The organism is Trinickia sp., from assembly GCF_051954495.1.
Lineage (GTDB): Bacteria > Pseudomonadota > Gammaproteobacteria > Burkholderiales > Burkholderiaceae > Trinickia.
The window spans coordinates 1-24979 of sequence record NZ_JBQCHR010000170.1; the positions used below are offsets into that span (position 1 = coordinate 1).

General features: G+C 63.7%; 23 protein-coding genes and 4 tRNA genes. 12 read left to right on the forward strand and 15 right to left on the reverse strand.

Annotated features, from left to right (window positions below):
* A partial coding sequence (locus ACTHNR_RS23770; protein ID WP_440550783.1) for a hypothetical protein occupies positions 1–442 on the forward strand: 442 nt, incomplete at its 5' end.
* 8 nt (positions 443–450) lie between these two features.
* Positions 451–1659 carry a hypothetical protein gene (locus ACTHNR_RS23775; RefSeq protein WP_440550785.1) on the forward strand — a complete coding sequence of 403 codons (1209 nt, stop codon included), beginning with the start codon at positions 451–453 and terminating at the stop codon, positions 1657–1659.
* Positions 1660–1759: 100 nt separating this feature from the next.
* Here ACTHNR_RS23775 and ACTHNR_RS23780 read toward each other — a convergent pair whose 3' ends face one another.
* Positions 1760–2239 carry a glutathione peroxidase gene (locus ACTHNR_RS23780; protein WP_440550787.1) on the reverse strand — a complete coding sequence of 160 codons (480 nt, stop codon included), beginning with the start codon at positions 2237–2239 and terminating at the stop codon, positions 1760–1762.
* A gap of 139 nt (positions 2240–2378) precedes the next feature.
* Between ACTHNR_RS23780 and ACTHNR_RS23785 the strand changes: the two genes are divergently transcribed.
* On the forward strand, positions 2379–4328 hold the full coding sequence (locus tag ACTHNR_RS23785) for an ATP-binding cassette domain-containing protein (RefSeq protein ID WP_440550789.1): 1950 nt from the start codon (positions 2379–2381) through the stop codon (positions 4326–4328).
* 89 nt (positions 4329–4417) lie between these two features.
* Complete coding sequence (locus ACTHNR_RS23790) at positions 4418–5452, forward strand: CaiB/BaiF CoA transferase family protein (RefSeq protein ID WP_440550871.1); 1035 nt, start codon at positions 4418–4420, stop codon at positions 5450–5452.
* Positions 5453–5546: 94 nt separating this feature from the next.
* Here ACTHNR_RS23790 and radA read toward each other — a convergent pair whose 3' ends face one another.
* Positions 5547–6923 (reverse strand): DNA repair protein RadA, encoded by a 1377-nt coding sequence (radA, locus tag ACTHNR_RS23795; RefSeq protein WP_440550791.1) that lies wholly within the window; start codon positions 6921–6923, stop codon positions 5547–5549.
* 104 nt (positions 6924–7027) lie between these two features.
* Entirely contained in the window at positions 7028–8098 is a 1071-nt protein-coding gene (gene alr, locus ACTHNR_RS23800; protein WP_440550793.1) for an alanine racemase, read from the reverse strand.
* 216 nt (positions 8099–8314) lie between these two features.
* Between alr and lplT the strand changes: the two genes are divergently transcribed.
* Together lplT and thiD are read left to right on the forward strand one after the other, a co-directional pair.
* Entirely contained in the window at positions 8315–9622 is a 1308-nt protein-coding gene (gene lplT / locus ACTHNR_RS23805; RefSeq protein WP_440550794.1) for a lysophospholipid transporter LplT, read from the forward strand.
* Between the two features lie 38 nt (positions 9623–9660).
* Positions 9661–10470 (forward strand): bifunctional hydroxymethylpyrimidine kinase/phosphomethylpyrimidine kinase, encoded by an 810-nt coding sequence (gene thiD / locus ACTHNR_RS23810; RefSeq protein ID WP_440550796.1) that lies wholly within the window; start codon positions 9661–9663, stop codon positions 10468–10470.
* Between the two features lie 20 nt (positions 10471–10490).
* On the opposite strand, the gene ACTHNR_RS23815 is transcribed toward thiD, so the two are convergent.
* The 4 genes from ACTHNR_RS23815 to tsaB are packed head-to-tail and all read right to left on the reverse strand — an operon-like array spanning position 10491 to position 13582.
* A complete protein-coding gene (locus ACTHNR_RS23815) occupies positions 10491–11486 on the reverse strand; it encodes a DUF1853 family protein (protein WP_440550798.1) in 996 nt (331 codons plus the stop codon).
* Positions 11483–12343, reverse strand: a complete 861-nt coding sequence (locus ACTHNR_RS23820) for a uracil-DNA glycosylase (RefSeq protein WP_440550800.1) — start codon at positions 12341–12343, stop codon at positions 11483–11485. The genes ACTHNR_RS23815 and ACTHNR_RS23820 overlap by 4 nt, the downstream gene beginning before the upstream one ends.
* Entirely contained in the window at positions 12330–12821 is a 492-nt protein-coding gene (rimI, locus tag ACTHNR_RS23825; RefSeq protein ID WP_440550802.1) for a ribosomal protein S18-alanine N-acetyltransferase, read from the reverse strand. The genes ACTHNR_RS23820 and rimI overlap by 14 nt, the downstream gene beginning before the upstream one ends.
* Positions 12818–13582 (reverse strand): tRNA (adenosine(37)-N6)-threonylcarbamoyltransferase complex dimerization subunit type 1 TsaB, encoded by a 765-nt coding sequence (gene tsaB, locus ACTHNR_RS23830; RefSeq protein ID WP_440550803.1) that lies wholly within the window; start codon positions 13580–13582, stop codon positions 12818–12820. The genes rimI and tsaB overlap by 4 nt, the downstream gene beginning before the upstream one ends.
* A gap of 175 nt (positions 13583–13757) precedes the next feature.
* Here tsaB and ACTHNR_RS23835 point away from each other — a divergent pair, with 175 nt between their 5' ends.
* From ACTHNR_RS23835 to aceA, 3 genes are all read left to right on the forward strand, one after another.
* Positions 13758–14027 (forward strand): acyl-CoA-binding protein, encoded by a 270-nt coding sequence (locus ACTHNR_RS23835; RefSeq protein ID WP_440550805.1) that lies wholly within the window; start codon positions 13758–13760, stop codon positions 14025–14027.
* A 430-nt stretch (positions 14028–14457) separates the two neighbouring features.
* Positions 14458–16044, forward strand: a complete 1587-nt coding sequence (locus ACTHNR_RS23840; protein WP_440550807.1) for a DEAD/DEAH box helicase — start codon at positions 14458–14460, stop codon at positions 16042–16044.
* A 441-nt stretch (positions 16045–16485) separates the two neighbouring features.
* Positions 16486–17793, forward strand: coding sequence for an isocitrate lyase (gene aceA, locus ACTHNR_RS23845; protein ID WP_440550809.1), 1308 nt, complete (start codon positions 16486–16488; stop codon positions 17791–17793).
* A 133-nt stretch (positions 17794–17926) separates the two neighbouring features.
* Here the strand turns inward: aceA and ACTHNR_RS23850 are convergent, their stop codons facing one another.
* Together ACTHNR_RS23850 and ACTHNR_RS23855 are read right to left on the reverse strand one after the other, a co-directional pair.
* Positions 17927–18361, reverse strand: coding sequence for a universal stress protein (locus ACTHNR_RS23850; protein WP_440550811.1), 435 nt, complete (start codon positions 18359–18361; stop codon positions 17927–17929).
* Between the two features lie 179 nt (positions 18362–18540).
* Positions 18541–19443, reverse strand: a complete 903-nt coding sequence (locus ACTHNR_RS23855; RefSeq protein ID WP_440550813.1) for a LysR family transcriptional regulator — start codon at positions 19441–19443, stop codon at positions 18541–18543.
* A 152-nt stretch (positions 19444–19595) separates the two neighbouring features.
* Here ACTHNR_RS23855 and ACTHNR_RS23860 point away from each other — a divergent pair, with 152 nt between their 5' ends.
* Positions 19596–20339: a haloacid dehalogenase type II gene (locus ACTHNR_RS23860; protein ID WP_440550814.1), complete on the forward strand. Its 744-nt coding sequence runs from the start codon at positions 19596–19598 to the stop codon at positions 20337–20339.
* 105 nt (positions 20340–20444) lie between these two features.
* Entirely contained in the window at positions 20445–22037 is a 1593-nt protein-coding gene (gene aceB / locus ACTHNR_RS23865) for a malate synthase A (protein ID WP_440550816.1), read from the forward strand.
* A gap of 60 nt (positions 22038–22097) precedes the next feature.
* Here the strand turns inward: aceB and ACTHNR_RS23870 are convergent, their stop codons facing one another.
* Entirely contained in the window at positions 22098–22529 is a 432-nt protein-coding gene (locus tag ACTHNR_RS23870) for a gamma-glutamylcyclotransferase family protein (RefSeq protein WP_440550818.1), read from the reverse strand.
* A 229-nt stretch (positions 22530–22758) separates the two neighbouring features.
* Between ACTHNR_RS23870 and ACTHNR_RS23875 the strand changes: the two genes are divergently transcribed.
* Positions 22759–23631, forward strand: a complete 873-nt coding sequence (locus tag ACTHNR_RS23875) for an AraC family transcriptional regulator (protein WP_440550820.1) — start codon at positions 22759–22761, stop codon at positions 23629–23631.
* Between the two features lie 62 nt (positions 23632–23693).
* Here the strand turns inward: ACTHNR_RS23875 and ACTHNR_RS23880 are convergent, their stop codons facing one another.
* The 5 genes from ACTHNR_RS23880 to ACTHNR_RS23900 all read right to left on the reverse strand — a co-directional run bounded on the left by ACTHNR_RS23880 (position 23694) and on the right by ACTHNR_RS23900 (position 24880).
* The gene (locus tag ACTHNR_RS23880) at positions 23694–24173 is read right to left on the reverse strand and encodes a GNAT family N-acetyltransferase (protein WP_440550822.1); all 480 of its coding nucleotides are present in this window, start codon (positions 24171–24173) and stop codon (positions 23694–23696) included.
* Between the two features lie 180 nt (positions 24174–24353).
* Positions 24354–24430: transfer RNA gene (locus ACTHNR_RS23885), tRNA-Asp, on the reverse strand.
* Positions 24431–24509: 79 nt separating this feature from the next.
* Positions 24510–24585: transfer RNA gene (locus tag ACTHNR_RS23890), tRNA-Glu, on the reverse strand.
* 63 nt (positions 24586–24648) lie between these two features.
* Positions 24649–24725, reverse strand: a tRNA-Asp gene (locus tag ACTHNR_RS23895).
* Positions 24726–24804: 79 nt separating this feature from the next.
* Positions 24805–24880: transfer RNA gene (locus tag ACTHNR_RS23900), tRNA-Glu, on the reverse strand.
* Positions 24881–24979: the final 99 nt, after the last annotated feature.

Consider the following 24979-nt stretch of genomic DNA (forward strand, 5'->3'; position numbering starts at 1 on the left):
CATCAAGCTTTATGAGGTGGGATACCTAAAGACCCGCCATCTAGTTATTTCGATAATAGACGTCGACCATCTAGATTTCTTTTGTATGGGGGCATCACTAAAATCAAGCAAAGATGCGGCGATCCACCATTGTATTGGGGAGGCGGCGACATTGTTCGAAGATGCAATACGGCTGAGAGCGGGTCGCGCGCCAACGGCGGCTGCTCGATCGAAGATCCTTTCCCTTCGTGACCGCAAGTTTTCGCAAGATAGAAGGCGGTATTTTTCATCGCTACTATCGACCAAAGGAGACAATTTCACGACATTGAAGAATGCATTAGAAATCTATGCCTTTCGTGTTTCGAACAACATCGTCGCATCAAGGGCGTCGACTACTGGACTGCTGACCCCACGCCGCTTCCACAATAGTCTCTACAACATACCAGTTATGCCTTTATTTTGACGACCGAAATGCCGAAATTACTACACGGGACACTCTTATACTGGCACCTAGCACTTGACTCGTTCATCATCCAGCTTTTTGCAATCTATTTTTCGAGCATCCATCGTTTCGACCTTGCGGCAGCAGTCGCAATCATTGACTCCGCGCTAAAAATCCTCTTCACCCTACCCCTCGCAGCTGCGTCAACGCGAATACTGTCTTCTACACGGGTGAACTTGTGCATTTACCTTCGCCCTACGCTTACGGCATTTTGGCTTGTCGCGCTGTTGTTTATCGACGCGAGCCTCAGCACGACCGCTCTCCTGGCCATATTTGTCGCCTTCAAAATCCTGACAAATATTGATTTCGCTCTAAGCTCAGATTTCAACTTTATAGCAAAGGATGTTCACAAGATTGATTTTTCTCAGATCAATAGCATTCAGAATATCATTGCTCGCGGATCCATTACCCTCGCCACCGCTTTTTCCTTGGGGGTCATACATAGAACTATCGATATCGGATACATCCTTTTTTGTGCGTTGCTTGCTACCAGCATCAGCACGATCTCACTAATATCAATCAAACAACCGATCAACCAAAAAGAATCGTACATCAGCAACAAAATTAACCCGACATCAATGACATCAAGTGTTGTCACTATAATCAAAAACACCCACATGCGATGGGGTTTGATTTATCAAATTTTCGTCAATTTCTCATTTGGCGGAATGTCTTATATGATGATCACAAGAATCGACCAAAGCTCAAACTCGGTCCTAAATTCGTTGACCACCATGTATGGCTGTTTTTTTGCCTATAGCACACTTGTTTCGATTCTGGGCGACAAAGCCATTCTTGCCAGGCGACTGATCCACATCCCCCAGATTGTTGCAGCGACAGCAGCACTCTCGATCGTACTGGCAGCCAGTCCGTCATTTGCGATAGAGCTCATCGTGTGCGCGGCACTGGGACTCCTGTATGCGTACGAGCTTGCCACCGTCCAAAAAGTCTTGACCCCTAAGCTACGGGGCAGCGCCTATATTGAATACTCGGCGCTGACCAAGATGTCCGGCCGCGCGGCCTCAGCCATCAGCATTGCACTGCTGGGAACGTGCATGCAAATGGGGATTCCGAGCACCGTCTTGTTTTTCGCATGCGGAATCTCCGGTTTAGTTTGTGCCGTCGCCCTCAGCGCTTCCAATCCCGACATCAACCGTGATTGTTCAGTTTTGCGATGAGACCAACACCGTCGATCGCGACGCCGCAACATGCGACGGCCAGAGGCCGCTTGACCCTGCGTCTGGAAAAGCGACTGCAACGACGGGCTGGTAGGCGCCCCTACAGCAGCGCCTCGATACGCCCCGCGATCTCGCCTGGCGTCGTCTTGGGCGCGTACCGCTTGACGACCTCGCCGTCGCGGTCGACCAGGAACTTCGTGAAATTCCATTTGATGGCCTTCGTGCCGAGGATGCCTCGCCGCTCGCTTGTCAGATACCTGTACAACGGATGCGCGTCCGGCCCCTTCACGTCGATCTTCTCGAACATCGGAAACGTCACGCCGAAGTTCTTTTCGCAGAACCCGCTTATCTGCGCCGCGTCGCCCGGCTCCTGCTTGCCGAACTGGTTGCAGGGAAATCCGAGCACCTCGAATCCGCGCGCGGCGAACCGCTCGTAGAGCTGCTCCAGCCCCGCATACTGCGGCGTGAACCCGCACTCGCTGGCCGTATTGACGATGAGCAGCACCTTGCCGCGATAGCGGTCCAGGCTGACCGGCTCGCCGCCGAGAGTACGGGCGGAAAACGTATAAAGCGTGCTCATCGTGGCGTCTCCGAAGCAAAAGCGTGAAGTCTATGCGAAAGACGAAAAGAACCCCAAAAAAACCGCGCGTGGCACGCTCGATGCACGCCACTGCCCGAGCACCGTCTAAAATAGCGGTTTTCGTGCAGCCGGCCCCGTCGTGATCCGTTTCAATCAATTCAGTCTGGCCCGCGGCGTCAAGCCGCTTTTCGACGCCACCTCGTTCACGCTGAACCCCGGCGAGAAGGCCGGGCTCGTCGGCGCCAACGGCGCGGGCAAATCCACGCTGTTCTCGGTGCTGCGCGGCGAGCTGCACGCAGACGCCGGCGACTTCACGATGCCGCCCTCATGGCGCATCGCCCACGTCGCGCAAGAAACACCCGCGGTCGAGAAAACCGCCCTCGAGTACACGCTTGACGGCGACACCGCGCTGCGCGAGATCGAAGCGCGGATCACCCAAGCCGAAGCGGCCCACGACGGCGAAGCGCTGGCGCATGAACATGCCGCGTTCGCCGACGCCGACGGCTACACCGCCCCCGCCCGCGCCGAGGCGCTGCTCCTGGGCCTCGGCTTCACGCTCGCGCAAACGCGCGAACAAGTCGCGAGCTTCTCGGGCGGCTGGCGCATGCGCTTGAATCTGGCTCAAGCGCTCATGTGCCGTTCGGACCTGCTTCTGCTCGACGAACCGACGAACCACTTGGACCTCGACGCCATCGTCTGGCTCGAAGATTGGCTGGGCCGCTATGCAGGCACGCTCGTCATCATCTCGCACGACCGTGAATTTCTCGATGCGGTCTGCAATGTCACGCTGCATCTGGAAAACCGGCAGATCAAGCGCTACGGCGGCAACTACTCCCAGTTCGAAATCCTGCGCGCGCAGCAGCTGGCCTTGCAGCAAAGCGCCTTCGAGAAGCAGCAAAAGACGATCGCGCATCTGCAAAGCTTCATCGACCGGTTCAAGGCGAAGGCCACGAAAGCGCGCCAAGCGCAAAGCCGGATGAAAGCGCTCGAGAAGATGGAGCTGATCGCACCGGCCCATGCCGCTTCGCCGTTCACGTTCGAGTTTCGCACGCCCGACGCCGCGCCCAATCCGATGCTCGTCATGGAAGACATGCGCTGCGGCTACCACGCGGACGACGGCACCGACATTCCGATTCTCGAAGGGGTCACGCTGTCGGTACAAAACGGCCAACGCATCGGCCTGCTCGGCGCCAACGGCCAGGGCAAGTCGACGCTCGTCAAAACGCTCGCCGGCACACTCGCCCCGCTCGGCGGCAAGATGCGCGCGGCGCGCGGTCTCGTGATCGGCTACTTCGCCCAACATCAGCTCGAAACGTTGCGGCCCGACGATTCGCCGCTCGCACACCTGGCGCGCATCGCACCCGATACGCGCGAACAAGAGCTGCGCGACTACCTGGGCGGCTTCAGTTTTTCCGGGGATATGGCGAGCTCGCCGATCGGGCCGTTCTCGGGCGGCGAGAAAGCGCGGCTCGCGCTGGCGCTCATCATCTGGCAGAAACCGAACCTGCTGCTGCTCGATGAGCCGACCAACCACCTCGATCTCGAAACGCGTCATGCCTTGACGATGGCGCTCGCGCAATTCGAGGGCACGCTGATCCTCGTCTCGCACGATCGCCATCTGCTGCGCGCGACGACCGATCAGTTCATGCTGGTCGCCAAGCATCGGCTGCAGCCGTTCGACGGCGACCTCGACGATTACCGCGACTGGCTCCTTCAGCATGCCTCGGAAACCCGCGCGGCGGCGAAAGCCGCGGCCCAGGCGGGCGCGTCCGGCGCATCGATGGACGGCGAGCTATCCGCCGGCAATCGCAAGGATCAGCGCCGTCAGGAAGCCGAAGCGCGCCAGAAGCTGTCTCAATTGAAGAAGCCGCTGCAGACGCGCATCGCAAAGCTCGAAAAAGAGATGGATGCGCTCAACGCGGAGAAGGCGACGCTCGACGCCTTCGTCGCCGACAACGCCAGCTACGAGCCGGCGATGAAGGCGAAACTGACCGAGGCGCTGAAACGTCAAGCCGAAGTCCACGCGCGCCTCGAAGCGCTCGAAGCCAATTGGCTCGATGCGCAGGAGGAACTGGAACAGATCGGCTAGCGCGCTCGCACCGAGCGGTGCGCGGCCCTCTCGCGAGGACCGAGCCGGCAAGTATCGACAGGAGGTGTACGTTGACGACGGATGCTCCGCTGCGCGGCCTACGCGTGCTCGACCTTACGCGCTTGCTGCCCGGCCCGCTCGCGACGTTGCGGCTCGCGGAACTCGGCGCCGATGTGCTGAAGATCGAAGAGCCCGGCGCCGGCGATTCGGCGCGCGCCATGATGCAGGCGCCGGCGGATCGCGCCAAAGGCGTGCCCAGCAGTTTTTATCGCCTCGTCAATCGCGGCAAGCGGGAAACGCGGCTCGATTTGAAATCCGAAACGGGGCGAACGGTGTTGCGCGCACTCGTGCGCGAATCGCACGTACTCGTCGAAAGCTTCCGCCCCGGTGTCATGGAGCGCCTCGGGCTCGACTACGCGAATCTGCTCGCGGTCAACCCCAAGCTGGTGTACTGCGCCATTACCGGATACGGCGCGAACGGACCGTTCTCGCAGCGTCCGGGGCACGACATCAACTATCTCGCTTATGCCGGCGTGCTCGATCAAATCGCCACGGCTGACGGCACGCCCGTCATCCCTAACATCCAGATTGCCGACCTGCTCGGCGGCGCGCTGCCGGCCGTTACGCGCATTCTCGCGGCGCTTTGGCAGGTGTCGCGCGGCGGCGACGGTGCGTTCGTCGACGTGTCGATGACCCACGCTATCCATGCCAGCAACATCGTGGCGCAGGCGACGCTCGAGAATGCCGAAGGCGGCATGCCGTCTGCGGCGGACGCGTTGCGTTCCGGCCAGGGCTTACTGAACGGCGGCGTGCCCTGCTACAACGTCTACCGCACGGCGGACGGACGCTGGCTGGCCGTCGGGGCGCTCGAACTGAAATTCTGGGAGAGGCTGTGCCGTGCATTGGGCCGACCGGATTGGGCCGCGCGCCATTGGACTTTGGGCCAGGCGATCGGCGGCCCCGACGCGCTCGCCCTGACGCGCGAGCTGGCGGAGCACATCGCGACCCATCGGCTCAGCACATGGATCGAACTGCTCGAGCCGCGCGATTGCTGCGTCTCGCCGGTGCTGACGGTCGAAGAAGCCCGCGACCACTTGCTCTTTCGGCCCGGAGCCCAGGCATAGCGGCCCGTCCGCCAGTACGCACTTCGTCTCCCGACGACCGAACCGCCGGCGCTCTGGCACGCAACCGCGCACGCCGCCGCACCCTGCTCGCCGCCTACTCCAATTCCTTGATGCGATCGATCGCCTGTTCAAGGCGCTCGACGGCGATCACCTGTAGGCCATCGATGGGCTGCTTCGGCGCGTTCGCTTTCGGGATCAAGGCCGCCGTGAAGCCGAGCTTCGAAGCCTCCTTCAAACGCTCCTGCCCGCGCGGCGACGGTCGAATTTCACCGGCAAGTCCCACCTCGCCGAATACGATCAAACCCTTGGGCAACGGCTTGTTGCGCATCGACGAATGGATGGCGAGCAGTACCGCCAGATCGGCCGCGGGTTCGGCGATCTTCACACCGCCGACGGCGTTCAAAAAGACGTCCTGATCGAAGCACGCAATGCCGGCATGGCGATGCAGCACGGCCAGCAACATCGCCAGCCGATTCTGCTCGAGCCCGACGGCCAGCCGGCGCGGGTTCGGAACATGCGCCGTATCGACGAGCGCCTGGACTTCGACGAGCAACGGGCGCGAGCCCTCCTGCGTGACGAGCACGCACGAACCCGGCACGATCTGCTCGTGCTGCGACAAGAACAACGCCGACGGATTCGCAACGCCGCGAAGCCCGCGCTCGGTCATCGCGAATACGCCGAGTTCGTTTACCGCGCCGAAGCGGTTCTTGAACGCGCGCACGAGCCGGAACGACGAATGGGTGTCCCCTTCGAAGTACAAGACGGTGTCGACAATGTGCTCGAGCACGCGCGGCCCGGCCAGGCTGCCTTCCTTCGTCACGTGCCCGACCATGACGATGGCCGTGCCCGACTGCTTGGCGATACGCGTGAGCTGCGCCGCGCACTCGCGCACTTGCGCAACGGACCCCGGCGCCGACGTCAGCGCCTCGGAGTAGATCGTTTGAATCGAATCGACGACGGCCACGTCGGGCCGCTCTGCCTCGATCGCCGCTTGGATCTTTTCGAGCTGGATTTCGGCGAGCAACTGCAGATCGGCCGCGCGCGACCCCGGTTCGAGCAGCGCCAGACGCTGCGCGCGCAGGCCAATCTGCGCCGCCGATTCCTCGCCGCTGATATAGAGCGCGCGCCGATCCTCCGACAAGGAAGCGAGCGACTGCAAAAGCAGCGTCGACTTGCCGATGCCCGGGTCGCCGCCGATCAGCACCACGCCGCCCGCGACGAATCCTCCGCCGAGCACCCGATCGAATTCGCCGATGCCCGTCGAGAAACGCGGCACGTCGGCGGCCTCGATATCGGCCAGCCGCTGCACCGGCGCGCTCTTCGCAAGCGATTGAAAACGATGCGCGCCCGCACTGGGCGCTACGGCTTCGACGAGGGTGTTCCAGGCGCTGCACGAAGGGCACTGCCCTTGCCATTTCGGCGATTGGCCGCCGCACTCGGTACAGGTGTAAATCGTTTTTTGTTTCGCCACGCGCGGTCCTTAGCCGTGTCTTCTTTTGCTCGCTAATGCGATTGCGCGTGCAACTGGAATCGCATTCGCACAACGCACAAATAGGGATGAATCGCGCCGACCGCTCATTCGGCCAGCACGGGCACCCGCTGCGCTACCGCGCACATGAGCTCGTAGCCGATCGTGCCGCAAGCGCGCGCGACGTCGTCGATCGGAAGCTGCGCGCCCCACAATTCGACGCGCGAGCCGACGTTCGCTGTCGGACACGGGGTCAAATCGACCGTCAGCATATCCATCGACACCCGTCCGACCAGGCGCGTGCGCACGCCGTCGACGATGATCGGCGTGCCCTCGGGCGCGCAGCGCAGATAGCCGTCGGCATATCCGCAGGCCACCACGCCGATGCGCATCGGCGCGGGCGCCGTGAACGACGACCCGTATCCGACGGTTTGGCCCTTCGCCAAGCTCTGGACGGCGATCAGCTCGGAAGCGAGCGTCATGGCCGGCTGCAGTCCGACGCCTTCGATGGCGGACGTGACCCCGGACGGCGACGCGCCGTACAAAATGATGCCGGGCCGTACCCAGTCGAAATGCGCACGCGGATGCCAGAGCGTAGCGGCTGAATTCGACAAGCTGCGTGCGCCCGCAATGCCTTCGGCGCCGCGCTCGAACGCGTCGATCTGGTGCTCGACTCCCCGCTCTCCGTCGGCATCCGAAAAATGGGTCATGAGCACGATTTGCCCGACGCCCGGGCACGCCCGAGCGCGCTCCCACGCGGCACGGAACTTGTCGGGGGTGTACCCGAGCCGATTCATGCCGCTGTTCATCTTCAGCTGAATGTTCAGCGGCTTGGACAGGCGCGCCATTTCGAGCATGCGCAGCTGCTCGTCGCTGTGCACGGTCGTCGTCAGGCTGTAGCGGTCGATGACGTCGATATCGGTCGGACGAAAGAACCCTTCGAGCAGAAGAATGGGCCCCGCCCAGCCGAGCTCGCGCAGCTTGACGGCCTCTTCGAGGTCGAGCAGGCCGAAGCCGTCGGTGGCGCGCAAACCCGGGAACGCACGGGCTAGCCCGTGACCGTAGGCATTGGCCTTGACGACGGCCCATACTTTCGAGTTGGGCGCGTGGCGGCGGGCGCAAGCGAGATTGTTGGCGAGAGCTGCGGTATGGATGGTGGCGAGAAGCGGGCGCGGCATGACGTTTTCGTATGTAGCACGATGGCAATCGTGATGGGATGGCGCGTTTTCGGCCGCGCGGGCGGGCCGCGCGCCGTTCGGGCGGCGCGCCGGCAGTCCGAAGCCACCTATTTTCGTGATATAAAGCCGTGCGCACAACCCATTTCGAACGGCCTAAGTCCTAACGCGTCAGACGCGTCCGGGGAGGACGCGCCGCAAAGGACCGCAACGCATCAGATGAAAAAAGGTTTTTACTCCATCATGGCCGCGCAGTTTTTTTCGTCGCTGGCCGATAGCGCCCTTCTGATCGCCGCCATTGCACTGCTCAAAGATCTCCATGCCCCGAACTGGATGACCCCGCTGCTCAAGCTGTTCTTCGTCTTGTCGTACGTCGCGCTCGCCCCATTCGTGGGGGCGTTCGCCGATTCGCGCCCCAAGGGCCGCGTCATGTTCGCGACGAATACGATCAAGATCGTGGGCTGCATCGTCATGCTCGTCGGCGCGCATCCGCTCGCCGCTTACGGGGTCGTCGGGTTCGGCGCGGCCGCCTATTCGCCCGCCAAATACGGCATCCTGACCGAACTCTTGCCGCCCGAGCGGCTCGTGGCGGCAAACGGCTGGATCGAAGGCACCACCGTCGCCTCCATCATTCTCGGCACCGTGCTGGGCGGCGCGCTGATCAGCCCGCACATCGCCGCGCACGTGCTCAAGCACCGCATGCCGTTCGTCTCGACGCCGGCCGAAGCCGCCATGCTGGTCATCATGGCCATCTACATCGTCGCGGCGCTTTTCAATCTGCGCATTCCCGACACGGGCGCCCGCTATCCCAAGCAGCAGCACGGCCCGATCAAGCTCATCACCGATTTCGCCGATTGCTTCCTCACGCTCTGGCGCGACAAGCTAGGCCAGATCTCGCTTGCCGTCACTACGCTGTTCTGGGGCGCGGGGGCAACGCTGCAGTTCATCGTGCTCAAGTGGGCAGAGGTGTCGCTCGGCATGTCCTTGTCCGAGGGAGCGATCCTGCAGGCCATCGTCGCCGTCGGCGTGGCCGCCGGCGCAATGTCCGCCGCGGCGCGCGTGCCGCTCAAGAAGTCGCTCACCGTGCTGCCCGTCGGCATCATGATGGGGATCGCCGTCATGCTGATGGCGTTCTACACGCGCCATCTCATCCCGGCGAATTGGGGCTTTTACTTCGGCCGCTTGCACGTGCCCGGCTATCTCATCATCGCCTATTTGTTCCTGATGGTCGTCGGGGCGCTGTCGGGCTTTTTCGTGGTGCCGATGAACGCGCTGCTGCAGCATCGCGGGCACGTGCTGCTCTCGGCCGGCCATTCGATCGCCGTGCAAAACTTCAACGAGAACCTCTCGGTGCTCATCATGCTGTGCCTGTACGCGGTGCTCGTTTGGCTCGACGTGCCGGTGTCCGTCGTCATCGTCCTTTTCGGGACGTTCGTCTGCCTGATGATGTGGCTCGTCATGCGCCGGCATCAAGCCAATCAGCGCGCATTCGATTCCGTCGCCCTGATCGGCGAATCCAAGCACTAACCCACCCGCCGGGCCGTGCCGCGGCCCGCATACGTGCCATGTCCCGCGCCATTCCCAACGTCCTGACGATCGCCGGTTCCGACTCCGGCGGCGGGGCCGGCATCCAAGCCGATTTGAAGACTTTCTCGGCGCTGGGCGTCTATGGCGCGAGCGTCGTCACGGCGCTGACCGCGCAGAACACCCAAGGCGTGCGCGCAGTCCATGCACCCGATGCCGCATTCGTCGCCGCCCAGCTCGATGCGGTCTTCGACGATATCCGCATCGATGCGGTCAAGATCGGGATGCTCGCGAACGCCGAGATCGTTCGTGCGGTGGCTGCCGGTTTGCGCCGCCATCGCCCCGTCCACATCGTGCTCGACACCGTGATGCTGTCCAAGAACGGGCACGCGCTGCTCGCGCCCGACGCGGTCGCTGCCTTGCGCGACGAATTGCTGCCGTTGGCCAGCCTCATCACGCCTAACCTCGACGAAGCCGCGGCGCTCGTCGGCGCCGACGCACCGGCCGCCGACGAAGCGGCCATGCGCCGCCACGGCGACGCGCTGCGGGCGCTGGGCGCACGCGCGGTGCTGATGAAAGGCGGGCACCTAGGCGGCGATCAGAGCCCCGATTGGCTCATCGACGATACCGGCGCCCATCGTCTCGGCGCGGCGCGCATCGAGGTCAAGCAGACGCACGGCACGGGCTGCACGCTGTCGGCGGCGATCGCGGCGCTGATCACGCAGCGTACGGACTGGCTCGGCGCCGTGACCGACGCCAAAGCCTATCTCGTCGGCGCCCTGCGCGAGAGCGTGCGTCTGCAAGTGGGCTCCGGCATCGGCCCCCTGCATCATTTCCATCGTTGGTGGTAACAGCCCGTACCGCACTCGGCCTAGCCGAGATCCGTGGCGAGCGCGAACGAGCGAGCCTGCGCCGGCCATTCGTCGGGGACGACGAACCCGCGTTGCGCTTCGCTCCAATGCCCGAGCCCTGCGCCCGTGCGCTCGAATGAGGCGACCATCGTCGGCCCACTTTGTTGCGCCAGCCGCTCTGCCAATGCGCCCGCCTCGGACAAGCCCGCCCCATCCGCATCCGCATTCGACACCGCTCGCCGCGGCGCGAGCCACGCCAGGCGCGGCAAAACGATCCATCGCGCCGCGGGCTGACGCTCGCAGAGCGAGGACCATTCGCCGCGCGTCACCCAAAAACCGCGGTGGTGCGCCGGTTCGACAGCGTGCGCAACAGGAGGCGACTCGCGCCACCGGTAAAAGAGCCAACCCTTGACGAACATCTGCGGCTGCCACGGGCCCCCATGCCCCAACGCCGCGAACTCTTCGCGCGCCGACAGCGGCAACTGGTGCCCAAGCAGGTGCTTAAGCTTGAGATCGAAACGGTCTTGCAGATTGGGGCCGACATAATCGGCCAATTGCGCGCGGTCGCCGCCCGCGTGCAGATAGCATTTGACGGCGAGTTCCCAATGCAGACGTCGCCCAAGCGCCGTTTCGACGAGAAAATCGCATTCGCCGATCGTCCGCCCCGCCAGCCGCAGCGCGACGTTCGCGGCAATCAGACGCGCCGCCGGCCCGTGCTGCAAGAAGTAGCCGAGCAAGCACTCGGCGTAGCGGCCAAGCCGCACGATCCGCGTCGCCGATATCGCTTCCCTCAAAGGCCGGGCGTCGCGATCGAGTTCGAGCAGCCAGGCAAGCGTCGCCGCCGATTCGTCGGCGGTCTCGAAGGCGACGGCGAGTTCGCCGGCAGGGGGGTGGCCTCGCAACAACGGCGCGCTGAACAGCAGCCAGGCCAAGTCGCGCACGACCGGATCGGACAGCGCATCGAGCAACGCATCGAGCGCGGCGGCTGGGGCGGCGGCCGGCTCGAGCGCGCTCATCGCGCCGCCTGCGAATCGGTTAAAGCTTGCCTATAGGTGTCGTGCGCGAGGCACAGATCGACCCATGCCTTGGCTTTGTCGGGCAAAGTGCGCAGCAAATAGGCGGGGTGGTACGTCACGATGACGGGCACGTTTTCGTACCGATGCACCCGCCCCCGCAGCGACGAGATGCTCGCGTCGGTCTTGAGCAGATTCTGCGCGGCCACGCGGCCGAGCGCGATGATGAGCTTGGGCTTGAGCAGCGCCACCTGACGTTGCAGGTAAGGCTCGCATTGCGCCACTTCGTCGGGCTCGGGATTGCGGTTGCCGGGCGGGCGGCACTTGACGACGTTCGCGATATAGACGTTTTCGCCGCGAGCGAGCGACAGTGCGCGCAGCATGCTGTCGAGCAGTTTGCCGGCCTGGCCGACGAACGGCTCGCCTTGCTTGTCCTCGTTTTCGCCGGGCGCCTCGCCGATCAGCATCCAATCGGCCGCGCGGTCGCCGACGCCGAACACGGTATTGGTCCGCTTCTCGCACAGCCGACACCGTTCGCATGCCGACACGCGTGCGTCCAGCGCGTCCCAATCGAGCGTGGCCACATCGTCGTCGCGAGCCACCGGGCGCGCCTCGGCCCGCACCGGCGCGCTTCCCACGGGGGCAAAATCGACTTCGTCCCATGCCGCGCCGTCCGGGTTTTGCTCGGCTTCGCGCCTCGGCGTCGCGCTGGGCATCGACGGGTCGTCGGCATGTGCCGCCTCGTGCGCGACGGTCGCCGCGCCTTCGTCGGCGGCGGAACCCGACTCGAGCGCCCCACCGCGCCGAACCCAAAGCGTTGAAAGACCGAGCGTGTCGAGCGCGGCTTCATCGAGCGCCATCGTCGCCCTCCTTAAACGTGTAGCGCATCACGAGCGCATCTTCGCGGCCGTGCCGCCGCGCGGGATAGTAATTCTTGCGCCGCCCGATCGTCGCGAAGCCGAAACGCTCGTACAGGCGCAGCGCGCGTACATTGGACGGCCGCACTTCGAGCAGCAGCCCGGCCAATTGCTTGCCGCGCGTGATCCGTACCGCTTCGCGCAGCAATGCGAGCCCCGCGCCCGTGCCTTGCGCCTGCGGGGCGACGCATAGGTTCAGCAGGTGCATTTCGTCGACGACGGGCATCAGCACGCAATAGCCGATCAACGTGCCGGTGACGTGCCGCATGCAAATGCCGAAGTAGCCGTTGCGCAGCGAATCCTCGAAATTGCCGCGCGACCAGGGAAACTCGTACGCTTCGCGTTCGACGGCGGCCACCTCATCGAGATCGGCCTCTGTCATCGGCGACATGTAGCGGTCGGCCAGCAGCACCCCGCTCATCGCGCCTCCCGCCCCTCGCGCGCGGCGCGTTCCGCTAGGCGTTCGGCCGTGGTCTGCGCGACCTTGTCGCGCACGTATTCGGGCGCCGCGTGCTCGGCAGACACCGCGCGGCCGGCGCGATAGGCGCGCAGCGCCGCCAGCGCCAAGGGCCGAGCGTGCGGCAGCGCGTCGTGATCGACGACGGCGGCCCGCTGCGCCACGGCCAAGCGCGCGCCGAACGCCCGGGCGGCGTTGCCGGCCAACGTGAAAGACGTATCGGGTGCGACGAGCGCCTCGGGCGTGCCCAGCGAGGGCGGCGCAATCGTGCGCCAATCGCCGGTTGCGGCATCCCACGCGTAATCGGCCCAATACGCTTCGTCCATGCGGGCATCGAGCACGGCCAGCACACGATCGATAGAAGGGTCGCGCTCGCGCGCGCCTTCTGCGCAAACGAGCAGCGTGCTGACGGGCACGACCGGCACGCCGAGCCCGAACGCGAGCCCCTGGGCGACGCCGGTCGCCGTGCGCAGACCCGTGAACGAGCCAGGGCCGGCACCGAACGCGACGGCGTTGCATTGACCCAGCGTCAAACCGGCTTCATCGAACAGTTCCCGCACGGCGGGCAGCACGCGGGTGCTGGAGACCGCCCCCGTTTGTTCATGGCGCGTCCAGATGCGCGGGGAAGCCGGTTCGAAGCCGGCCGAGGGCGCCTCGGAGCGTAGCAGCGCGACCGAACAAAATTCGGTCGATGTATCGAGAGCAAGCAGCACGGTGGATGTCATGGGCGCTATTGTAATGCGGGTAGTGCGGCGCTCCGCCGACCGAATGCGGTGCGCCGATCATGACGCCGCCGCTTCGCGCTCGCGCGGCCGGCGTTTGGAAGCATCGCTCGATTTTTCCGACGGGAACGCTTGCTATGATCGGCGGCCCTATCGTTTTTGCATTGGAGAGATGGTCATGAGCCAAGTCGATTCGCAGTTCGAGCAAGCCCAAGTGGATGTCAAAGCCCTGCCGGAAAAGCCGGGCAACATGACGCTGCTGCGTTTGTACGCCCTCTTCAAGCAAGCCACCGAAGGCGATGTCCACGGCGACAAGCCGGGCTTCACCGACATCGTCGGCAAGTACAAGTACGACGCGTGGGCCTCGCTCAAGGGCACGGCGTCGGACGTGGCGAAACAGCAGTACGTCGAACTCGTCGAATCGCTGAAGAACGGCGAAGCGAGCTGAGCCAAGCGCAAGAGACCGCAAGACGCAGCGCGGCGGCCCGGGCGCGCTCGGGAACGGCGCGCGTTGCCGCCGGTTCAGCACCCCGATTCAACGCCCCTCTGGCGCGCCGCAGCAAAAACCCCTATAATGCTGGCTGCGCATCACCCGCCGGCGGCAAGCCGGAGCGTGCAGCGCACCGTAGCGTTTTGCACCAATCCAGTTTAGAACCTGTCCCCTTCCGCCTAGGCCTTCACGGGCCGTCTCATACCAGGCTGGCGGCGATGCCATATCGGCGTCCCGTATCCGATACAGCTTCTAACGAAAAGCTCGCACTGACTCGCGAGCTGCCCCCGTTTTTCGATTTGCTCGCGTGCCTGTTGCATGCTGAATCCGACGACTTGGGTAATGCCGATTGGCGCCGACGTATTTTTGACGTCTTCTTAGGATTCTCATGACTTCGAGCCTTGACACCAGCCCGTTGAACGCCATTGCCGATCGCGCCCTCGGCCTGCCCGCCGATACCCTCCTCGCCGACGCGCCGGTCGCCGATGCAGCGCTCTCCAACGAGCCGGCCGCCGAGACCCCGACCGGCCCCACGTTCGCCTCGCTCGGCCTGTCGCCCGAGATCGTCGCGACGCTGACGGCTGCCGGCTACACCGTGCCCACGCCGGTACAGCAGCGCGCCATTCCGGCCGGCATCGCGGGCCGCGACCTGCTCGTTTCGAGCCCCACGGGCTCGGGCAAGACGGCGGCTTTCATGCTGCCCGCCATCGAGCGCTTCGCCCAATTGCAAAAGACGCTGGCCGCACAGCCGCGCGAGCCTCGCGAGGCCGGCGGCGACCGCCGTCCGCGTCGCGGGCCGTCCGTCGCGCGCCCCGGTCTGCTCGTGCTCACGCCCACGCGCGAACTGGCCATGCAAGTGACGACCGCTGCTTCGACGTACGGCAAGCACCTGCGCCGGCTGCGCACGGTCAGCATTCTCGGCGGCGTCGCCTACGGACAGCAATTGATGCTGCTCGCCAAGAACCCCGAGATCCTGGTTGCGACGCCCGGCCGTCTGCTCGACCACCTCGAACGCGGCCGTATCGACCTGTCCGAGCTGAAAATGCTCGTGCTCGATGAAGCCGACCGCATGCTCGACATGGGCTTCATCGACGACATCGAGACGATCGTCGCCGCCACGCCGGCCACGCGTCAAACGATGCTGTTCTCGGCCACGCTCGATGGCAAGATCGGCTCGTTGACGAACCGCCTGCTGAAAAATCCGGAGCGTATCGAGATCGTTCAGCGGATGGAATCGCGCGCCAACATCGCGCAAACCGTCCACTATGTCGACGACCGCGATCATAAGGACCGTTTGCTCGATCACCTGCTGCGCGACGACGCGCTCGATCAAGCCATCGTGTTCACGGCGACCAAGAGCGAAGCCGATCAGTTGGCGGGCCGTCTGGCCGATGCCGGCTTCTCTTCCGCCGCCCTGCATGGCGACTTGCCTCAAGGCGCACGCACCCGCACGATCCGCGCGCTGCGCGAACGCCGTGTGCGCGTGCTCGTGGCGACCGACGTCGCCGCGCGCGGCATCGACATCCCCGGCATCACGCACGTCTTCAATTACGATCTGCCCAAGTTCGCCGAAGACTACGTTCACCGTATCGGCCGCACGGGCCGTGCCGGTCGTACGGGCATCGCCGTCAGCCTCGTGCACCACGCCGAGCAAGGCGCGCTCAAGCGGATCGAGCGCTTCGTGCGCGCCCCGCTGCCGGTGAACGTCATCGAAGGCTTCGAGCCGCGCAAGGCCCCGCCCGCGCGCAGCGGCAACGGCAATGGCCGCGGCCGCCCCGGCGGCAACGGTGGCCGCCGCTTCGGTTCGCCGAGCGGCGCATCGCGCGGCACCGGCACGGGTAACGGCGAGAAGCGCGGCGGCGGCGGCGGCTGGAGCGGCCGCCCGTCGAGCGGCTCGCGCGACGGTTACGGTTCGCGCGACGGCTACCAAGGTCGTCGCAGCGACGGCCAGCGCGGCGCGCGGCGCGGCGACTAACGCTTAGCAGGACCTTCACTGGGCAGGGCGCAAGCGCCTGCTGCCTCAAAAGCCGGTGCCGTTCATCCGAACCGCACCGGTTTTTTTTCGCCCGTTCAGCGCCCGATCTCCGTCGCTTTCTCGCGCGAATCCCCCCGTTCGAGCCCGCTCATCACCCCATTTCGCCCCAATTTCACGATACGAAAAGATCTTTTGTGTCGTAAAAATCTGTGCTGCGTGGCACAACGATAAGCGTTGCGACATGAAAAATGTCGTTTCTTAATGCGAAATGCTATTCATATCTATCTGATATTTAACGATAATTCATCCAAAAAAAACGTTCGCTTACGCCTATTCCGCGGGTACCGTATTGCCTAGACTCTTATATAAGAGTTCGCGACCCAAACGTCGCGACACGCGAGATCCAACACGACTCACACCTTAGGTAACCAGGAGCCCACCATGTCACGCGAACAGCAAGCACAGCAACTCCAACAGCAATGGGAAACCGATCCGCGCTGGAAAGGCATCAAGCGCGGCTTCACGGCCGAGGACGTCGTCCGCTTGCGCGGGTCGATCCAACCCGAGCACACGCTTGCCAAGCGCGGCGCCGAAAAACTGTGGCAGTCCGTCAACAACGAACCGTTCGTCAACGCCCTGGGTGCGCTGACGGGCAACCAGGCGATGCAACAGGTGAAGGCCGGCCTGAAGGCCATCTATCTGTCGGGCTGGCAAGTGGCGGGCGATGCGAACGTCGCCGGGGAAATGTACCCCGATCAGTCGCTGTACCCGGCGAACTCGGTGCCGCTCGTGGTCAAGCGCATCAACAACACGCTCACGCGCGCCGATCAGATTCAATGGGCCGAAGGCAAGAACCCGGGCGATGAAGGGTACGTCGATTTCTTCGCGCCGATCGTGGCGGACGCCGAGGCCGGTTTCGGCGGCGTGCTCAACGCATTCGAACTGATGAAGGCCATGATCGAAGCGGGCGCATCGGGCGTGCACTTCGAAGATCAGCTCGCCTCGGTCAAGAAATGCGGCCACATGGGCGGCAAGGTGCTGGTGCCGACGCGTGAAAACGTCGCGAAACTGACGGCGGCGCGTTTGGCGGCCGATGTCTGCGGCACGCCGACCGTCCTCATTGCGCGCACGGACGCCGAAGCGGCCGACCTGATCACCTCGGACATCGACGAAAACGATCGTCCGTTCCTGACGGGCGAGCGCACGGTCGAAGGCTTCTTCCGGACCAAGCCTGGCCTCGAGCAAGCCATCTCGCGCGGCCTCGCCTACGCGCCGTATGCCGACATGATCTGGTGCGAAACGGGCAAGCCGGATCTCGAATACGCGAAGAAATTCGCCGAGGCCATCCACAAGCAATTCCCCGGCAAGCTGCTGTCGTACAACTGCTCGCCGTCGTTCAACTGGAAGAAGAATCTCGATGATGCGACGATCGCGAAATTCCAGAAGGAATTGGGTGCGATGGGCTACAAGTTCCAGTTCATCACGCTCGCGGGCTTCCACGCGCTCAACTATTCGATGTTCAACCTCGCGCACGGCTATGCGCGTTCACAGATGAGCGCATTCGTCGAACTGCAGCAGGCCGAGTTCGCCGCGGCCGAGAAGGGCTTCACGGCCGTCAAGCATCAGCGCGAAGTGGGCACGGGCTACTTCGACGCCGTCACGCAGACGGTCGAGCGCGAAGCCTCGACGACGGCGCTGCATGGCTCGACGGAAGACGAACAGTTCTTCGATGCGAAAAAGGTCGCGTAAGCCACTGAACTAGCACAGGGGACCAGGGAGGACGCGAGCCCCGCATGCGTCATGCGTGCGGGGCCCGACGTTTCGCGGCGCGGAATCGAGGCGTGATTCGACGCCGTGGCTGGAGGAGCGGCGAATCGGTGAATCAGCGGTAAACGATGACGGGAATTTTCGTATGCGTGAGGACGCGCTGCGTCTCGCTGCCGATCAAGAGGCTGCCCAACCCTTTGCGCCCGTGCGAAGCCATGAAGATGACGTCGCACCCGCTTTGTTCGGCCGCTTCGATGATGCCGAGATAGGGCGACGGATGCACGCTCGTTTGACTCGTGCAGGCGACACCGGCCTCGCGCGCCGCCTGTTCGACGTCGTCCAGATGCTCTCGCGCCTCGCGTTCGCTGCGCTGCTGGAAGTCGGCCGGCGGCTCGACGACCACCTCGGAAAACGGCGAATAGGGATACTGGGGCAAGCAGGCATACGCGGTGATGCGCGCGCCGACCGAACGCGCAAGATCGATTGCACCGTCGATCGCCTTTTGCGACAAATCGGAACCGTCGGTCGGGACCAGGATGTGCTTGAACATGGCGCCTCCCCTCGTCGACTAGCAACCGCCGTACACGGCGGGTCGGTGGCCTCGCGCGCGTCGGCGCGAGCTTGTCCAAGTGGATTGTAGTGCGGCGCGGCGCGCCCAATGCCCGTGCTTCGGGTGAGTCCGCATATCGGAAACCCGCGCGGCCCGCGGTCCTCGCTCAAGGCCGCCCGCTATTGCCAGTAGCCCGGACGCTCATAGGTATGCTTGAGGAAATCGAGGAACAACCGAACGCGCAAGGGCAAATGCCTGCGCTGCGGGAATACGGCGTGTATGCCGATCGGCGGCGCCGCGAACGAATCGAGCACGGTCGCGAGACGGCCGGCGGCGATGTCTTCGCCCGCTTCCCACGACGAGCGCCATGCGAGGCCGTGCCCCGCCAAGCACCACTCGTGAAGAACCGCCCCGTCCGAACATTCCAGCGTGCCCGACACTTTGATCGACACGACTTTGCCGTCTTGCTGAAAAGTCCAGCCGCGCTGTTGATTGACGCCCGCGGCGAGCGTCAGGCAGTTGTGGTGCGCCAAATCGGCAAGCGTGCGCGGCGTGCCGCGCCGCTCGAGGTACGAGGGCGCCGCCACGCACACGCGCCGGTTCTCGGCAAGGCGCAGCGAAACGAGCGACGAATCGGGCAGCTCGCCGAACCGGACCGCGCAATCGAAGCCCTCGTTGACCAGGTCGACCATGCGATCGGACAGGTCGAGCGCGATCGACACTTCCGGGTGCGCCGACGCGAATGCGGGAATCAACGGCGCGACGTGCTTGCGGCCGAAGCCCGCCGGGGCCGAGATGCGCACGTGTCCGCTCGCCTTCACACCGCCGGCCGACACGCTGGCCTCCGCATTCTGCATATCGCCCACGATCCGCTGGCAATCCTCCAAGAACGCCGAGCCCTCGAACGTCAACGTGAGCTTGCGCGTCGTTCTCACGAGCAGTTTGACGCCGAGCCGCTCCTCGAGCGCATCCAGCCGTCGGCCGATCACGGCCGGCGCCACGCCTTCGGCCTGAGCGGCAGCGGACAAACTGCCTTTTGCGGCCACGGCCACGAACGTTTCGATTTGCTTGAACCGCGACACGGGCGAGCCCCCCGGAAAAATCGATCGACCGGCCGATTATGCAACAAAAAGTCAAAGATAAAGTGACGTCACGGGTCTTTTTCAGTCCATCAAGTCACAAATAAAATACGTTCCAGATTGTTGAAACTGCGGTTGCACGAGGAGCTCAGGCCATGTCGAACCCGTCACGACGTTTTCCCAAAGCGGTGCTGTTCGACGCGTACGGCACGCTATTCGACGTGCACTCCGTCGTGGCGGCGGCCGAACAGCTTTTCCCGGGGCAAGGCGATGCGCTCTCGCAGCTCTGGCGCTTGAAGCAGATCGAGTATTCCCAACTGCGCACGCTGGCCGATGTGAACGGCGCGCACTACGCGCCGTTCTGGGACGTCACGCTCGACGCGTTGCGCCATGCGGCGCGCCGTCTGCGCTTGCCGCTCGAGCCGGCCGGCGAAAAACGGCTCATGGATCAGTACGCTTGCCTCTCGGCATTTCCCGATGCAGCGCCCGCCCTGCGAGCGCTGCGGGTGAACAGCGGCGCCTGCGACGCACAGCCGCTCGGCCTCGGCATCTTGTCGAACGGCAATCCGCGCATGCTCGACGTCGCGGTCAAGAGCGCCGGCATCGCCGAGCTTTTCGATCATGTGCTTTCCGTCGACGCGGTGCGTGCGTACAAGCCGGCACCGGCCGCTTATGCGTTGGGCACGCGCGCGTTCGACGTCAGTGCGCGCGAGATCGTCTTCGTTTCATCGAACGGCTGGGACGTGGCCGGCGCTGGCTGGTTCGGCTACACGACGTTTTGGATCAATCGAACGAATGCGCCGCTCGAAGAACTCGGAGTGAAGCCTCGCGGCATTGGCGCGAGCCTATCGGACCTCGTCGAATTCGTTCGAACCTTAATGCCGACCGACAAGGATTGAAAAGAATCGAAAAGGATTGAAGCGATCGGTATCGCACGCCCCAGCCCGAGCCTGCGATGCCCTCGCCCGTATTTTTGCCATCTGACCGACCAAAGGAGACTTTCCATGGCGAACACGTTGTCGTTGCCCCAAGGCATGCAAATCACCGGCGCGATCGAGCCCGGTTTCGAGACGATCCTCACGCCCGAGGCGCTCAAGCTCGTCGCCGATCTGCACCGCGCGTTCCAATCGCGCCGCAAAGAACTGCTTCAAGCACGCGCCGAACGCACGAAACGCCTCGATGCGGGTGAGCGTCCGGACTTTCTCGCCCAAACGAAAGCCGTGCGCGAAAGCGATTGGAAGATCGCCCCGCTGCCGAAGGATCTCGAATGCCGCCGCGTGGAAATCACGGGCCCCGTCGAGCGCAAGATGATCATCAACGCGCTGAACTCGGGCGCGGACTCCTACATGACGGACTTCGAGGATTCGAATACGCCCAACTGGCATAACCAGATCACGGGCCAACTGAATCTGAAGGAGGCCGTTCGCCGCACGATCTCGCTCGAACAAAACGGCAAGACGTACAAGCTGAACGAAAAGACCGCGACGCTCATCGTGCGTCCGCGCGGCTGGCACCTTGATGAAAAGCACGTCACGGTGGACGGTGAACGCGTCTCGGGCGGCATCTTCGACTTCGCGCTCTTCTTGTTCCACAACGCGAAGGAACTCCTCGCGCGCGGCAGCGGCCCCTACTTCTATCTGCCCAAGATGGAGAGCCACCTCGAGGCCCGCCTCTGGAACGACATCTTCGTGGCCGCCCAAGAAGCCATCGGACTGCCGCGCGGCACGATTCGCGCCACCGTGCTGATCGAGACGATTCTCGCCGCCTTCGAGATGGACGAAATTCTCTATGAACTGCGCGAACACAGCGCGGGCCTGAACGCCGGCCGTTGGGACTATATCTTCTCGGCCATCAAGAAGTTCAAGAACGACAAGGACTTTTGCCTAGCCGACCGCGCGCAAATCACGATGACGGTCCCGTTCATGCGCGCCTACGCGCTGCAACTGCTCAAGACCTGCCATAAGCGCAACGCGCCGGCCATCGGCGGCATGAGCGCGCTGATTCCGATCAAGAGCGATCCGGCCGCGAACGAAAAGGCCATGGCCGGCGTGCGCGCCGACAAGAAGCGCGATGCGACCGACGGCTACGACGGCGGCTGGGTGGCCCACCCGGGCCTCGTGCCCGTGGCGATGGAAGAGTTCGTCGGCGTGCTCGGCGATAAGCCGAACCAGATCGCCAAGCAACGCGACGACGTCCAGGTGACGGCGACCGATCTGCTCGACTTCCGTCCCGAAGCGCCGATTACCGAAGCAGGCCTGCGCAACAACATCAACGTCGGCATCCACTATCTCGGCTCGTGGCTCGCAGGCAACGGCTGCGTGCCGATTCACAACCTGATGGAAGATGCGGCGACGGCCGAAATCTCGCGCTCGCAGGTCTGGCAATGGATCCGTTCGCCCAAGGGCAAACTCGAGGATGGCCGTAAGGTGACGGCCGAGCTCGTGAGAGTGCTCATCGCCGAGGAATTGCCGAAGGTGAAGGCATCGGTGGCCGGCGCTACCGAGTCGTACGACCGTGCCGCGGCGATCTTCGAACAGATGTCGACGTCGGAATCGTTTACGGAATTCCTGACGCTGCCGCTTTACGAAGAAGTGTAAGCAAGGGGAAACCGCGCGACGGCCCAATTCAATCCGGGGCCGTCGCCGGTACGCAGCGAATTACCTGCCGTAGTTGAACGCGCCCACGCCGTCGCGCGCGAGGCGATAGCTGACCCAATCGCCGGCCTCGATGCGCGTGCGCCCTTCGACCGACACCGCGTCGACTGGATAGAAGAAACACGCTAGCAAACGCCCCGCAACGGGAACGCTGACCGGGCGCGATTTGAATAGACTGTCGATCCCGGGACGCACGCCTTCGATGTCGTCCAGCACGGGGACGAGATCGTCTTCGATTTCATAGACATCGCCCCGCACGGGCCCCGCCGCCTCGTCCTGCACGAGCCCCGGATAGTCCCCGAAATCGTACAAACGCCCCATGACGGACGCCCTGCCGATGAGCCGCGGCGCCGCGATCCCGTGGCGCGCGGCCGCTTGCCCGATGTCATTGATCTCGCCCTCTCGCAGCGTCCCGTAGATGAATACGTATTGCATTTGCCCTCGTCCTTGTTATGTGTGAATTCTCGCGTCGCCGGCTGTGCATGATTGAACGCGTGGACTTCGCCGGCGCATGCTCAACGCCCAGCATGGGTGCACTAAGCGCCTATACTCGGCAAGCGCATTATGCATGTCGAATAAGCGGCGAACATACAATATGGACAATACCGGTTGCCGCCTGCTTTACGACGGGCCGTGCCTTTCGTTTCGCCAACGCGTCCTCGATATGCAAACGACCGACCCGATCCCTCGCGCGCCAAGCGCCCGTGTGCGCCTCATCGATATTCCGCCGGAGTTCGCGCCCACGCCTGCCCATCCGATCCGCGTACGGGCTCGGCCGATGCCGGCCGGGGAACGCATCGCCATGCATATGCATGCGTGGGCGCAGCTCGCCTACGCGTCTCGCGGCGTGATGCGGGTGGGCGTCACCGGCAGCACATGGATGGTGCCGCCCTCGCGCGCGATTTGGGTGCCGCCGCACGTACCGCACGAAGTCGTGATCGTCGAGGACGCCTATCTGCGCACGCTGTACATCGACGAGTCGGTCGTTCCCGCGGGACTCGGCGCCTGCCGGGTCGTGGAAATGTCCGGGTTGCTGCGCGAAGTGATCGCCGCACTGGACGCGGACGGCCTCGGCAGTGCGCGCGAGCGGTTGCTCGGCGCGCTGGCGCTCGACGAAATCACGCGTTCGGAGCCGCTGCCGCTGTCCGTGCCGATGCCCAAGGAAAAGCGCCTGCGCGCCTTGTGCGAAGCGCTGCTGGCCGATCCGGGCAACGCCGATTCGCTGGAATACTGGGCGGCCAGCGTCGGGGCGAGCACACGCACGATCGCCCGTCTTTTCCGTCAAGAACTGGGAATGAGTTTCTCGCAGTGGCGCCAGCAGGCCGTGCTCGCCCGCGCGATCCCTTTGCTGACGCGCGGCCGCGCGCTGTCGCAGATCGCCCACGAACTCGGCTATCAAAGCCAAAGTGCGTTTTCGGCTATGTTCCGGCGCGCATTCGGCGAAAGCCCGCGCGCGTTCATGATGCGCGGCGGCGAATCGTCCCCCGAGCGCACCAGCGCGGACGACGACTTCGACGGGATCGTCGAATCGATTTAGCCGGCGAGCGCTTCGGCGCCACCCTCGGCCTCGGCCGAGCCGGTCGCGTCACACAGGTCGTGTTACACGGGCCGAGTCATGTGGCGAATCGCACCCAACTGGGCAAGCCGCGGCCCGGCCACGCGATATCCCATGCGAAGGTAAAGCCGCGCCGCCGGATTATCGACGAACACGCGCAGTTGCAGTTCGCGCAGCCCGCGCTCGCGGGCCCAGGTATGCGACGTCTGCAACAGAAATGTGCCGGCTCCGTGTCCCCGGTAGCCTTCGGCGATCTGTACGTCGCGTATGTGAAGAGAATCGCCCTCTTCCGTGAGGCGCAGCAAACCGATCGGCTCGCCTTCCGATTCGAGAATGAAGTTTTCGGATTCTTGCCAACTGGCCAGAAAGAGATCGGCGCGCCACGCCAGCCGGTGCCGCTCGTAATAGCGGCACATGTTGGTACGCGTAAGCGCCTCGGCGAAGGCGAAATCGCTCAACGATGCCTGGCGGAGGCGAAACGGCGATGGCGCATAGCGGGAAGGCGCGTCGGTCGGATCGAACATCGTAGCCGGAACAAAGGAACCCGCGACCACAGTAAGGCAGCATGGCGCGACTTGCAATGGCGGATTGTCCGACATCGCACGCATGCATGGACGAGAATGCGAACGGACACGCATGGCGTACGTGTCGATGCGCGCAAGAAAAAAGCCCGTCCGAACCAATGTTCGAACGGGCTTTTTATTTGGCGGAGTGGACGGGACTCGAACCCGCGACCCCCGGCGTGACAGGCCGGTATTCTAACCGACTGAACTACCACTCCAGTCTTGCATCTTGGCCCGCGAGCGTCGGTATTTTCTCGCGAACCGCAGCGCCTGGAACCGCAAGCGCCGCCGATGTTCTGGCGTCCCCTAGGGGATTCGAACCCCTGTACTCACCGTGAAAGGGTGATGTCCTAGGCCTCTAGACGAAGGGGACAACATGTACTGCTTACACTTTATTGAAAAAGCCCGTTCAAGCGAGACCTGAACGGGCTTTGTCTGGCGGAGTGGACGGGACTCGAACCCGCGACCCCCGGCGTGACAGGCCGGTATTCTAACCGACTGAACTACCACTCCTTTACTGCTCATCATACCTGCGAGCGTCGGTCTCGTCTCGCAAGCTGCTTCGCTTCGTTCCGAAGCGCCGCCGATGTTTTGGCGTCCCCTAGGGGATTCGAACCCCTGTACTCACCGTGAAAGGGTGATGTCCTAGGCCTCTAGACGAAGGGGACAAAAATCTTTTCACTTCCTGCTTTTCGCGCTCAACCTTTCGTCAACAGCGAAGAACGCTATTCTAACTCGCTACATGGCGTTTGTGAAGCTTTTTCTTT